Origin of the sequence: uncultured Kriegella sp. (genome assembly GCF_963975415.1) — a bacterium.
Lineage (GTDB): Bacteria > Bacteroidota > Bacteroidia > Flavobacteriales > Flavobacteriaceae > Kriegella.
Window position 1 is genome coordinate 568,560 of sequence record NZ_CAXBGN010000001.1, and the last position, 13,385, is coordinate 581,944.

Consider the following 13,385-nt stretch of genomic DNA (forward strand, 5'->3'; position numbering starts at 1 on the left):
ATGACAACAGCCCCACTATCACTCGAGCACCTGATTCGCCCATCTTCCCTGAAAGAAGGAAAAGCACCCGTTCTCTTCATGTTCCACGGCTATGGAAGTAATGAAGAAGACCTATTTTCCTTCGCACCTGAACTACCCGAAACTCTTTGTATTATTTCAGTTCGTGCCCCCTACCCGTTAGAGCCCTTTGGATATGCATGGTATGCGATAAATTTTGATGCCGAACAAGGCAAATGGAGCGACGACGAACAGGCCAAAATTTCGAGGAACAAAATTGCCACTTTTATTGACGAAGCCTGCGCCACCTACAATTTAGATTCAAAAAATATTTCGTTACTTGGTTTTAGTCAAGGTACAATCTTAAGCTATTCCGTCGCACTCTCCTTCCCTGAGAAAATTAAGAATGTAATCGCTTTGAGCGGGTATATCAATAAGAATATCTTAGTCGATGGCTATGCTGATAAGCGACACGAAAACTTACAAATCTATGCCTCTCATGGTCAAGTAGATCAAGTAATACCTCCAGAATGGGCCCAAAAGGCACCTGCATTTTTAACGAAATTGGGAATTTCCCATACCTACGAAGAATTTCCTGTGGGTCACGGAGTTTCTCCACAAAATTTCCGTTCTTTTAAGCAATGGCTAATAAATAGAATCTAACTTTTCAATCGAAAGAATTCTAAAGCATACTAAAATTACGGAGCTTTCGATTTTAGCCAAAAACTATTGGCTTCTGGTGTATAATAGATGATCGACTAAGGTAAAGTCTACACCCAAGTTATCGTTGAGCTCGTATTTAATTAAGAGTTCGCCCCAATATTTCCCATCAGAAAAATCGGAAATAATCCACTTATGATTTAGTATTTTTATTTTATTTATCTTGAAATCACTTTCCATTCCCTCATAGGGAATTAACGGATTATCACCTTTCTGTTCATTGGTCTCGAGCAGCTTATCGGCAATATAACGGGAAGGATCTTCCAATTGCAGATGATCATAATATACAAGGGCATCATCATTGTTTTCCAAAGAAAAATATTGCATATCGAGTACTTTCAGCTGAGTTTGTTGTACCGAATCTTGCAGATTGTCGATTTTGGCATCTAACTTTTCAAGTTGTGCATCTTTAGCCGCTATCATTTTGCCGTTGCTCATAAAAAGATACAATGCGATTAAGGCCATAAATAGAAACAGATACAAAAATATTTTTCCTTTCATTTTTTGTTAAATTATAATTCAACGACCAAATTATCAAAGGCCAAATGTACGTTTTTTGGTAATTTTTTTTCAACCTCGGCGTGGAAACCTAAAAGGTGGCTAATATGCGTCAAATACGCTTTCTCGGGTTTCATTTTTTTTACAAACGCCAAAGCCTCTTCCAGATTGAAATGGGAGTGATGGGGTTCTTCGCGCAACGCATTCACTACAAGTATTTTACTTCCCTTTATTTTTTCCTGTTCTATTTCACTTACGGTCTTCACATCGGTTAGATAAGTAAAATCGTCGACACGAAACCCCAAAACTTTCAATCTGTTATGATACGCCTCAATGGGCACAACGGTCTTATCCCCGATTTTAAAGGGACGAATACCCGCGATTATATTAACCATTACCGACGGCGCCCCAGGATACCTGTTTTCTGTGGCAAAAATATAATCAAAGCGCTTACGAAGTGAAGCCACTACCCGTTTATGTGCATATATGGGAATATCTCCTTGTCTAAAAAAGTAGGGACGAATATCATCTATGCCCGCGGTATGATCTGAATGCTCATGGGTAAACAATATGCCATCCAGCCGGTTTACATTGTTTGTTAGCATTTGTTGTCTAAAATCCGGGCCACAATCAATAACATAATTATAGTTGTCCCATGAAATCAATACCGATACACGAAGTCGTTTATCTCTACTATCGGTACTAAGACAAACTGGGTGGGCACTTCCTATAACTGGCACTCCTTGAGATGTTCCGGTGCCTAAAAAAGTAATTTTCAATCCTTTGTTCATTAATTTCAAATTTATAACTAATTAGTTTAATAGCTTCATCGTTCTTAGTAACTTTGTTAAAAGAAAAATCCAGCTAAGAAAATGACATCAGTCCTAAAAAGGGATACCGCATTTGAGAACATTCCCTCTCTAAAGGCCAAAACCCTACGAATTAATCTGAACCCTGATATTTACGGAACTTTCGCAGAAATAGGCGCAGGTCAAGAAACGGCCAGACATTTTTTCAGGTCTGGAGGCGCTTCGGGAACCATTGCCAAGGCCATGAGCGCTTACGACAAAGACTTTAGCGATGCCATATATGGTACCGAAAAAGATGGTAGATATGTAAGTCAACCGCGATTAAAAAAAATGTTGGAACATGAAATGCGATTGATGGAAGAACGGATCAGCAGAAAAACACATCCGGAAAGATTGTTTTTCTCTTATGCCAATACCGTTGCTACCATTGATTTCTCTAAGCGATACAAAGGTCATGGTTGGCTGGGCATCCGATATCAATTGGATCCCAATCAAAAGGAGTATGACGAAATAATTCTCCATATTCGATTTAAACAAAATGAAGCGCGGTTACAACAAGAAACACTTGGAACCGTCGGAGTTAACCTTATTTATGGAGCTTTCTACAAATACCATAAACCTCGGAAACTTCTGAAATATTTGTATGATCATATCGACAAGGATACTATCGAAATAGATATGGTTAATTTTTCTGGCCCGAATTTCAAGGATGTCGACAATAGACTGATGAGCCTACAACTTATCAAAAATGATATGACCGATGCCATCATGTTCGGCCCTGACGGAAATAACCTACTTCCGGCAACAATGCTTTACAAGAAGAACATTTTAGCATTGCGCGGAAGTTTCAGGCCTGTGACCAAGGTAAATATGGATATGTTTGAAAAATCATATGATATTTTTATTAGAGATCCAGCAGTCGATGAGGAGAAAACCGTAGTCATTTTCGAAATAACCCTGTCAAATCTTAAAGCGGCAGGAGAAATCGATGAGCGCGACTTTATGGACAGAGCTGAACTGCTTTGTTCTTTAGGGCACACGGTTCTTATTTCTAAATTTCAGGAATACTATAAATTGGTCGAATATTTCAATAACTATACGAAAGCCAAAATTGGATTGACCATGGGAGTCAACAACCTAGTGGATATTTTCGATGAGAAGTATTACCGCCATCTAAGCGGGGGTATACTCGAGGCCTTCGGGAAATTATTTTTCAAAGAATTGCAGGTATACTTATATCCTATGAAAAATCCCGATACAGGGCAAATCATGACCAGTAACAATATCAAAGTTCATCCTAGAATGAAAGAATTGTATAAATTTTTTAAATACAACGGCAAGGTGATGGACATTATTGATTACGACCCCGAAATCATGCATATTTTTTCAAGGGATGTTTTGAAAAAGTTAATTAATGGTGAAGATGGCTGGGAAGAAATGTTGCCTGAAGGACTACCCGAATTAATTAAAGAGAAGAAATTATTCACTCGAAAATTGCTCAAGCAACAAGAGGATAAAATCTAGACAAACAATATCCCTATTAAAATTTGAGTAAAAATTCTCTCGAGATTTAATAGGGATAAAGTTTAAATTTTCTAGTGAAATACCTCCTAGGAACTTGCTAAAGCTATTCAAGCAACTGTGCGGCGTGATTTTTTGTCTTGACCTTGGAAATTACCTTCGTGACGACTCCTTTTTCATCAATTACAAAAGTGGTTCGGTGAATACCATCGAATACTCTTCCCATAAATTTTTTCGGACCCCAAACCCCAAAGGTGTTGATTACCGAGTGGTCTTCGTCAGCCAACAAAGGAAATGGTAAATCATATTTTTTCTTAAAATTGCCCTGCTTTCTTTCAGAATCGGCGCTTACACCTAATAATTCAAAACCGCGAGCCTTCAATTCACTATAATTATCCCTCAAGTTACAGGCTTCTAAAGTACACCCGGGCGTATTTGCCCGTGGATAGAAAAAAACAATCAATTTTTTTCCTTTGTAATCTTTCAATCCTATACTATTGCCATCTTGATCAGTACTAGAAAAATCAGGTACCTTATCTCCTTCTTTCAATGTTGTCATTGCTTAAATTTATTTAAATTCGTTCCATAAACTGTTAAGCGAAACTACATAAAAATGACAAAAGCCGAAAAGGTTGATTTTGCAATAAAAAAACTTCAAGAACTATATCCGACTATTCCTGTTCCCCTTGAGCATAAAGACCCATACACTTTATTAATTGCAGTACTACTATCCGCACAAAGCACCGATGTTCGTGTAAACCTGATTACCCCGCTTTTATTTGAAAAAGCCGATAATCCGTTCGACATGGTAAATTTAACAGTAGACGAAATCAGGGAAATTATAAAGCCTGTTGGTTTATCTCCCATGAAAGCAAAAGGGATTTATGGTTTATCAAAAATTCTAATAGAAAAATATGATGGTGAAGTACCCCAAGATATTGCTTTACTGGAAGAATTGCCTTCAGTGGGCCATAAGACTGCCAGCGTGGTAGTTTCACAGGCCTTTGGGATACCTGCATTCCCAGTAGACACACACATACATCGCCTAATGTACCGATGGGGATTTTCAAATGGAAAAAATGTTGCTCAAACCGAAAAGGATGCTAAAAGGCTGTTTTCAAAAAACTTATGGAACGACCTGCATTTACAGATAATTTGGTACGGACGCCAATACTCTCCCGCAAGAGGCTGGAATTTGGACAAAGATATTATAACCAGAACCATAGGAAGGAAGAAGGTTCTGGATGAATATTTTAAAAACAAAAAGACCCGAAAATAAACGGGTCATTACTTAATTCAAAATACTTTCGAATTTGAAATTTTTGTGTTCGACAATATGCAAAGATTTTGAATAATTCAATAAAAATTGAATTGTTTCAGAGCTCGTTGCCACAAGTTGACATCTGTTTTCGTGTTGAGAGTAGATTTTTTCCATATTTATAGTATTGTTATGTATAAGATAACGCAACTAAAATTAAATTATTGTCTACTCTTCAAAAGACCACTTTTTAATTGGTCAATACAATACTATTTTTGTCAATGATTTTTCTAAGATTAATAAGGGCATATCGCATTCTTCCAAGTGCCGTGTTAATGCTAACACCTGTGTTTTCTGAAATTTCTTTGAAGCTCATGTCCTTGTAAATACGCATGACCAACACTTCTTTTTGGTCTTCAGGTAATTCTTCGATAAGGTGCTTAAGATCTTCCGTAATTTGGTCTTTTATAATTTGTTTTTCGGCATTTAACTTATCGTCGCCAATCACAGAAAAAATATTAAAATCGTCGCTTCCTTCGAATTTAGGCATTCTTTTATTTCTTCTGAAGTGATCGATTATAAGATTGTGTGCGATTCTCATTACCCAAGGCAAAAATTTACCTTCTTCACTATAAGTACCTTTTTTTAAGGTCTTGATAACCTTAATAAAGGTATCTTGAAAAATATCTTCCGTAACATCCCTATCCAAAACTTTTGAGTATATAAAGCTTGTAATTCGTTGGTTATGACGGTTAATCAGAATTTCAAGAGATCTTTCGTCTCCACTGATATAATCTCTTACTAATACTGAGTCTTCAATTTGTAGTTCCATGCCGATTACTTTTTTTTGGTTAAGATTAGGGCTTACTTTGCCGTAAGCTGATTTTAAGTTGTTAGATTAATTTTTAAGCGGTTAATTAGCTTTGATTTCTTAATTATGATCTAAAACTAGATAAAAGGGGGTGACAGAAAAAAAGTATGTTGTCAAACGGCTACTTTTTGATGTGAAACCATCATTTTCTATTTTTGACAACAATAATTCAAGTTTTTATCTGTTGCATGTCAAAATTGTTATGATAAATAAATAAACCGCCCTAATTTATTGATGAAGAGCTTCTTTTTCAAAAATATCTAAACCGATAAGAATTTGGACAATCTATGATACTGGTAGAATTTTCAGTATCCCTATTGTAGGTTTTTACCAACAAATGAGATTAAGGAAACATAAAAAAACCGTAAACGGTTTAGAATCCGCTTACCATTTAAAATAGAAAACCTTAAGACACTAAAGGTCTTAAGGTTATAGGTAAAGAATTAAGTAAGGTTGTTAGTTCAAATTACTTTCGAACTTATGTCCCTTTATATTCGTAATATTTAAAGACTTTGAATAGTTCAATAAAAATCGAATGGTTTCTGACTTGGCTTTTACAAGTTCGTTTTTTCCTGAATTCTTAATGTAAATCTCTTCCATAATACGTACTTCAGTGTTGTTTGGCTAAATAACGTCACTAAAGCAGAAGAAGTCAATTCGTTCGATGTACTGTCTATTAATTCGTTAAAACAATATTGTTTTGCTCAATTATCTTTCTTAAGTTAATTAGTGCGTAACGCATCCTACCAAGTGCCGTGTTGATACTGACCCCTGTATTTTCTGAAATTTCCTTAAAACTCATATCTCTATAGATTCTCATCATCAGTACATCTTTTTGGTCTTGAGGCAGCTCGGCAATTAGCACCCCCAAGTCAGAGTCAATTTGATTTTTTATAATTTGTCCTTCAACATTCAGTTGCTCATCACTCATGATAGAAAAGATACTAAAGCTTTCGTTTCCATGAAACATAGGCATTCTATTACTTTTTCTAAAGTGGTCTATAATTAGGTTGTGGGCAATTCGCATTACCCAAGGAAGAAACTTACCTTCTTCATTATATGTTCCTCGTTTTAAGGTTCGAATAACCTTAATAAAGGTATCTTGAAAAATGTCTTCTGTAATTGTTCGATCATTCACTTTAGAATATATAAAACAACTAATACGTTGATTATGCCGATCGATCAAAGTCTCTAGAGCTTTTTCGTCTCCGTTAATATATTTCTTAATAAGTAAGGAATCTTCTACCTGTGTTTCCATATCAATTACTTTTTGGTTAAAACTAGTGTTCTCATATTCCGATAGTTATCGGAAGTAGAGGTTCTTGGGGTTAAAATCTAATTTTTAAAAAGTAATTGTTTATGCTATAGGCGATTATGCTTTAGTAAATTATAGAATTCAAATATAGAAAATTTTAAATGGTCACAAAAAAATTGTGATACCATACATACAATATTGGTGCCATCTATACATTTCTGGTTATTAAAATGTACATATTGTATCTTTGCCAACTTAAATACGAGTATGTCGACGATTCTAGATGTTAGTCCTAAAGAAAATATTATTATCAAAGGTGCCAATCTGCACAATTTGAAAAATATAGACGTAGTTATTCCCCGAAATAAACTGGTAGTGATTACAGGTCTTTCGGGTTCGGGAAAGTCCAGTCTTGCCTTTGACACCCTATATGCCGAAGGGCAACGAAGGTATGTTGAGAGCCTTTCGTCATATGCAAGACAATTTTTGGGGAAACTTGACAAACCGAAGGTTGACTATATTAAAGGTATAGCCCCGGCCATTGCCATAGAGCAAAAAGTAAATTCGACCAATCCCCGTTCTACCGTAGGCACGACAACCGAAATTTATGATTATTTAAAACTTCTTTATGCGCGAATCGGAAAAACAATCAGTCCAATTTCAGGTCAAGAAGTAAGGAAGCATAGCGTATCCGATGTTGTAAGTTATATCAAAACTTACAATCAGGAAACTAAATTATTGCTTTTGGCCCCAATTACCGTCAAGCGAGAAAGAGACCCCTTTAAGTCATTACAGTTGTTTGCCAAACAAGGCTACGCCCGAATAAAATATAAAGGAAAGGTATTGCGCATCGATGCGGCCCCCGAAAACATAGGAAGGGAATTTTATCTCGTGGTCGACCGTATCATTACTAAAAACGATGAAGATTTTTACAATAGGTTGGCCAATGCTATTGACACGGCATTTTTTGAAGGAAAAGGGGAATGTATTATTGAGGAATTAAAAACCGAAAAACAAATACCATTCAGTAATAATTTTGAATTGGATGGAATGCAATTTCTTGAACCAAATGTTCATTTGTTCAGCTTTAATAATCCCTATGGGGCTTGTCCGAAATGCGAAGGATACGGAGATGTCATAGGTATTGACGAAGACCTGGTCATACCCAATACCTCACTTTCAGTTTACGAAAACGCGGTGTTTCCATGGCGCGGTGAAAGTATGGGCTGGTACCGTGACCAGCTCGTAAATTCGGCTTACAAATTTGATTTTCCGATTCACAAACCTTGGTTTGAGCTTTCAGAAGTACAAAAACAATTGGTTTGGGAAGGTAACGATCATTTTATTGGGCTGCACAATTTCTTTGGAATGCTCGAAGAGAAAAGTTACAAAATACAGAACAGGGTAATGCTTTCTAGATATCGCGGAAAGACCAAATGCAATGTATGTAAAGGTAAGCGCTTGAGAAAAGAAACAGATTATGTAAAGGTTGGGGGGAAATCAATTTCCGATCTTGTTGAACTACCTATCTCAAATCTCACAGCTTTTTTTGACGGACTTGTTTTAGAGAGTCACGATGGGCAAATAGCAGATCGCCTTCTAAAAGAAATCATAACACGTTTAGGATTTTTGAATAATGTGGGCTTAAACTACCTCACTCTGAATAGAAAATCGAATACTTTGTCGGGCGGTGAAAGTCAACGTATCAACTTAGCCACCTCTTTGGGCAGTAGTCTTGTCGGTTCCATGTATATACTTGATGAACCCAGTATCGGTCTGCACCCAAAGGACACTGAAAACCTTATTGAAGTATTAAGATCACTTCGCGATCTGGGCAATACAGTAATCGTCGTGGAGCACGATGAAGATATTATGAAAGCGGCCGATGAAGTAATAGACATAGGTCCTGAGGCAGGCACAAATGGTGGTGAAGTTGTGGCGCATGGCACTTTGAACGAAATTTTACTGTCTTCATCACTAACCGCCAGCTATTTGAACGGTACCAAAGAAATTGAAATTCCACATAAAAGGAGAACCTCACAACAGTTTATCGAAATAAAGGGAGCACGCGAAAACAACCTCAAAAATATCGATGTCACCTTTCCCTTAAATGTACTCACCGTCGTCACGGGAGTTTCTGGAAGTGGAAAAAGTACCCTGGTAAAAAAATTGTTATATCCTATCGTTCTTAAAGAAGTTGGAGGTTATGGTGAAAAAGCTGGTCAATATACATCGGTTGAAGGTAAATATAAGTCTATTAAACATGTTGAATTCGTCGACCAAAACCCCATTGGGCGGTCTTCACGGTCAAACCCGGTAACCTATATTAAGGCCTATGACGACATTCGAAATTTGTTTGCCTCACAAAAACTAAGTAAAATCAGAGGCTACCAAGCAAAGCATTTTTCTTTTAATGTGGATGGAGGTCGCTGCGAAAAATGTAAAGGAGAAGGCGAAATAACCGTGGAAATGCAGTTCATGGCCGATGTTCATCTTGAATGTGAAACGTGCGGAGGAAAACGTTTTAAAAAAGAAGTTCTTGAGGTGAAATTCGAAGATGCATCTATCGACGATGTCCTCACCATGACTATAGACGATGCTATCGCATTTTTCGAAGTGCATGGGCAAATACGAATAACAGGCAAACTAAAGCCTTTGCAAGATGTCGGTCTTGGCTATGTTACGTTGGGACAGTCTTCCTCTACCCTATCCGGTGGTGAAGCGCAACGCATCAAGTTGGCCTCGTTCTTGGTCAAAGGTACTACTAAGGATAAAGCTTTGTTTATTTTTGATGAGCCAACAACCGGACTCCATTTTCATGATATCAAAAAATTATTAAAATCTTTCGATGCCCTGATTTCAAAGGGTCATTCTATTGTGGTAATCGAGCATAATATCGAACTTATTAAATGTGCCGACCATATTATTGACCTTGGACTTGAGGGAGGGGCCAACGGTGGCCAACTTATCGTTCAAGGCACTCCAGAGGAAATAATTAAGAATGAAACCTCATATACCGCACGATATTTAGAGGAAAAGTTAATGGTCCACTAGGCACTTCTGTTCTTGACAGGGTATAAAGTTAACCCTTAAAAATAGCTGATTTTTTTGGTCTAAGCTTGGTTCTTTTTTCTGGATAAAGAAGACAAACCCCTCCATTCACAACTTCTATACCCCCTAAATTTAATATACAAAATACTGATAATCAACTATATATGATGTTATTGGTATTTTTGGCACGCTGTTTGGTATATACTAAGCGAATGTAAATAGTTGCATTCAGGAACATAAAACCTTACATCATGAGAAATTTACTACTCCTCTTTACAGCGCTAGTTTTTAGTACTACGAGTACCATGGCCGTAAATACTGAAGATAAGGTTGCAGAACGCAATACTTATAGATATAACAATAACGCTTTTATTTTTGTTGAGAACAACGTAACGTTTTCTGTATTTCCTGACGGTGAATTTGACTTTTATATCGATAATTATATAAACGGTCGTCGAAACAAAATTACATTCAATTCAGGTTTTGACTACAGCCCTTATGCCCAATACGATGATTATGGTGCCGTAATCCAGGTAGAGAATATTCCAATTTATTATGACTATTATGGTCGTGTATCTCAGGTTGGAGATGTTCAAATATCATATAGAAACGGAAGAGTTTATCGATTGGGCGGTATGCATGTTTATTACAATCACAATGGTATTTATGACTATCATACCGGATATATCAATATTTACAATAGACATTATGTTTATAGACCATTTCACAGGTTTTTCTTAAGACCGGCTATAGGATTCTCCCTAGTATTCAATAGCCCTTATAGAAGATATTACAGCCCCGTTAGATATACCTATTTTCACCCCTACAGACATAATTATAGAAAGGCTTACGCCAAAGTCGGTAAAATACATAAATATAACAGCCCACGTCGCGAAAGAGCTTCGATTTATCGTAACGATAAAAGAGTGACCACACGTAACAACGCTGTTCGAAGCAGAAGAGTCGTTACGCAGCGAAGTACTGGAAAGTCAAGTAGGGATCTTGGTCGTAAGACTACCAGAACTTCTGACGTAAGAAGTAGAACCAATAGAAGTTCAAATCAAACTGGAAGAACCGTACGAAGCAGTACTATACGAAAGTCGAATACCCCTTCAGGTAGAACAATTACAAAAAGAGAGGTAAGCAGTTCATCTCCTAAAGGACGAACCGTAACAAGAAGTACTACCACGATAAAAAAACCTGTGAACAACAGATCGATAAGAAGTACTTCAAGAACGACGCGAACAGTTTCAAAAGCCCCAAGTTCAAGAACATCACGAAGTAATACCGTTTCGAGTAGAAGTTCTGTGAGGCGATCATCTGTAAGTAAAGCGCCAAATCAAAAGCGTAGCGTTGCTTCAAGAAGCTCTTCGTCAAGAGGTTCTTCTAAGAGTTCAGTGAGCAGGGCTCCTAGTAGAAGTAAAAGTGTATCAACAAGAAGTTCTTCGAGGAGTTCGGTAAGCAAGGCTCCTGCTAGAAGTAATAGAAGTTCAAGTAGTAAATCAGTTTCGAGAAGTTCAAGAAGATATTAAAAATAGTTTTTAGGTTGGTTAGTTGTTTAGCCCCGTAGTGGATTCGTCTACTGCGGGGTTTTAACTTTTGCACTCTCGGAATATTAAAAATCGTTCTCAATGAAATCAAAAAAGTAAAGGCTGGGATATAGTTCCCAGCCTTTCAAATTTCATTTCAAAAATACACTACTTATCAGTACCCTGGGTTTTGCACCAAGTATCCTTCAAGAATAGAGGCGCCGTCAACCGCGCTTTGAGGAATTGGAAAAACACGTTTCTGTGGATCGGAATTGGTTTTTTCAGTATAAGAATCTTCATACTTCCCAAATCGAATCATATCGGTTCGTCTTTGAAACTCCCAATAAAACTCAAAGCCACGCTCGCGATACAAGATATCGAGATCCATTGCGTCAAGTGCCGGGGCAGTATGCCTAGCGGTTCTTGAGGCCCTAACAAAATTCACATCGGCAAGAGCTGCACCAACATCTCCCTTTCTAAGCATGGCTTCTGCACGCATCAGGTACATATCGGCATACCGAAGTATTACCAAATCGGCCTGTCCTTTATTTCTACCTGAATCGGAAGTTTTACTGAATTCATACTTTTCTACGCGATAGCCACTACTATGTGAACTATTGGCAGTAAAATCAATTTCTAAAGAATGGAAGACCGGATCACCGACCTCTGATCTACGGTTCACGACCAAATCCACCACATATTTATCCCCTTCACATCGCTCAAAGGGGTCTCCTCCCTGATCGTGCTGCAAGCCATACAAGAGCCCTCTATAAATACCTCTGTCAATTTCAAAATCTTCTGCACTTACGCATCCAGGTTCATTGATTAAATTATCTTTATGAAACCGGGGATCTGCATCTGCAGGGTCTACATCGCCATAGGCATCAACCCATGTCTGATAAAAATCAGATGTTATGGCTGCAGCATCAGTACCATTCGCACTAGGGAATTCTGGAAGTGGGTAAAAATCTCCAGACATTGAGAAATAAGCCATACGATTATGACCATCTAAATCTTCCCGTTGATCAATGGCAAAAATTAATTCTGTATTTGTATGGTTCTCATCATCGAATATTTCAAAATATTCAGCCGAAAGGGTGTGCTCGCCAGAATTAATGACCTGGTTTGTGTATTGTATAACGGCGTCCATATCAGCATCAGTGAAATCAGGGGTACCATAGGGATCTCGGTACACCGGTGCATTTAAATGAATCCTTGCCAATAGTGCCCAAACACCAGTTTTTGTTATTCTACCTGGGCCCACCTCTGTAGTTGTCGATAAATTGGGTTCGGCAGCCAATAATTCACTTATCAAATAATCAACCGCTTCACTTCCTCTTAAGATTACCGATTGATCATCGATATTATCCTTTACAAAAACCAATCCGAAAGCATCCAACAAAATATGGTTATAAAGAGCCCTCATTGCCCTAGCTTCCGCTAAATAAACCACCGCCTGTGGATTTGTTTCAATCAACGGTGTTAACGCATTGATTGCACTAACAGCTCTAGCGATATGTTTTGTGGTTCCTTCCCAAACATCTTTCATAATAGCGTTACCAGGGGTCATGGCATGACGATATAAATCCGAATATTTCCCGCCATCACCCCAATCAGTACCTCCTCTGTACGGTAAAATGGCTTCATCTGTAGAGATTTCCTGCATGGCAAAGTATTTGGTATGTCGCCATATGTCATTATTTGCATTTGCATACACAGGTGCCAAAGCTGCCACTGCTTCATCAATACCCTCGGTACTTGGGTTTAAAGATTCGTCTAAAACGTTCTCTTCAAGATCTGTACAATTCCAACCTAATAACATGCCGCTGCACAACAATGCTAATTTTATCTTGCTTTTCATTCTATTTATATTTTT

11 protein-coding genes are annotated in these 13,385 nt (G+C 37.6%); 5 read left to right on the forward strand and 6 right to left on the reverse strand.

The window, feature by feature from the left end; translation table 11 throughout:
* Window positions 1–660, forward strand: a complete 660-nt coding sequence (locus AACZ88_RS02335) for a phospholipase (protein WP_339705603.1) — start codon at window positions 1–3, stop codon at window positions 658–660.
* Window positions 661–723: 63 nt separating this feature from the next.
* Here the strand turns inward: AACZ88_RS02335 and AACZ88_RS02340 are convergent, their stop codons facing one another.
* Window positions 724–1,218 (reverse strand): hydrolase, encoded by a 495-nt coding sequence (locus AACZ88_RS02340; protein ID WP_339705606.1) that lies wholly within the window; start codon window positions 1,216–1,218, stop codon window positions 724–726.
* Window positions 1,219–1,229: 11 nt separating this feature from the next.
* Window positions 1,230–2,006 (reverse strand): MBL fold metallo-hydrolase, encoded by a 777-nt coding sequence (locus AACZ88_RS02345; protein WP_339705609.1) that lies wholly within the window; start codon window positions 2,004–2,006, stop codon window positions 1,230–1,232.
* Window positions 2,007–2,087: 81 nt separating this feature from the next.
* Here AACZ88_RS02345 and AACZ88_RS02350 point away from each other — a divergent pair, with 81 nt between their 5' ends.
* Complete coding sequence (locus AACZ88_RS02350) at window positions 2,088–3,548, forward strand: TonB-dependent receptor (RefSeq protein WP_339705612.1); 1,461 nt, start codon at window positions 2,088–2,090, stop codon at window positions 3,546–3,548.
* A 103-nt stretch (window positions 3,549–3,651) separates the two neighbouring features.
* Here the strand turns inward: AACZ88_RS02350 and bcp are convergent, their stop codons facing one another.
* A complete protein-coding gene (bcp, locus tag AACZ88_RS02355; protein ID WP_339705615.1) occupies window positions 3,652–4,104 on the reverse strand; it encodes a thioredoxin-dependent thiol peroxidase in 453 nt (150 codons plus the stop codon).
* A 54-nt stretch (window positions 4,105–4,158) separates the two neighbouring features.
* Here bcp and nth point away from each other — a divergent pair, with 54 nt between their 5' ends.
* Window positions 4,159–4,824 carry an endonuclease III gene (nth, locus tag AACZ88_RS02360; RefSeq protein WP_339705618.1) on the forward strand — a complete coding sequence of 222 codons (666 nt, stop codon included), beginning with the start codon at window positions 4,159–4,161 and terminating at the stop codon, window positions 4,822–4,824.
* Between the two features lie 229 nt (window positions 4,825–5,053).
* Here the strand turns inward: nth and AACZ88_RS02365 are convergent, their stop codons facing one another.
* Both AACZ88_RS02365 and AACZ88_RS02370 read right to left on the reverse strand, forming a co-directional pair.
* On the reverse strand, window positions 5,054–5,635 hold the full coding sequence (locus AACZ88_RS02365) for a sigma-70 family RNA polymerase sigma factor (protein WP_339705621.1): 582 nt from the start codon (window positions 5,633–5,635) through the stop codon (window positions 5,054–5,056).
* 715 nt (window positions 5,636–6,350) lie between these two features.
* Complete coding sequence (locus AACZ88_RS02370; RefSeq protein ID WP_339705624.1) at window positions 6,351–6,932, reverse strand: sigma-70 family RNA polymerase sigma factor; 582 nt, start codon at window positions 6,930–6,932, stop codon at window positions 6,351–6,353.
* 264 nt (window positions 6,933–7,196) lie between these two features.
* Between AACZ88_RS02370 and uvrA the strand changes: the two genes are divergently transcribed.
* Together uvrA and AACZ88_RS02380 are read left to right on the forward strand one after the other, a co-directional pair.
* Window positions 7,197–9,983: an excinuclease ABC subunit UvrA gene (uvrA, locus tag AACZ88_RS02375; protein WP_339705626.1), complete on the forward strand. Its 2,787-nt coding sequence runs from the start codon at window positions 7,197–7,199 to the stop codon at window positions 9,981–9,983.
* A gap of 248 nt (window positions 9,984–10,231) precedes the next feature.
* Complete coding sequence (locus AACZ88_RS02380; RefSeq protein ID WP_339705629.1) at window positions 10,232–11,512, forward strand: hypothetical protein; 1,281 nt, start codon at window positions 10,232–10,234, stop codon at window positions 11,510–11,512.
* Between the two features lie 172 nt (window positions 11,513–11,684).
* On the opposite strand, the gene AACZ88_RS02385 is transcribed toward AACZ88_RS02380, so the two are convergent.
* Complete coding sequence (locus AACZ88_RS02385) at window positions 11,685–13,370, reverse strand: RagB/SusD family nutrient uptake outer membrane protein (RefSeq protein WP_339705632.1); 1,686 nt, start codon at window positions 13,368–13,370, stop codon at window positions 11,685–11,687.
* Window positions 13,371–13,385: the final 15 nt, after the last annotated feature.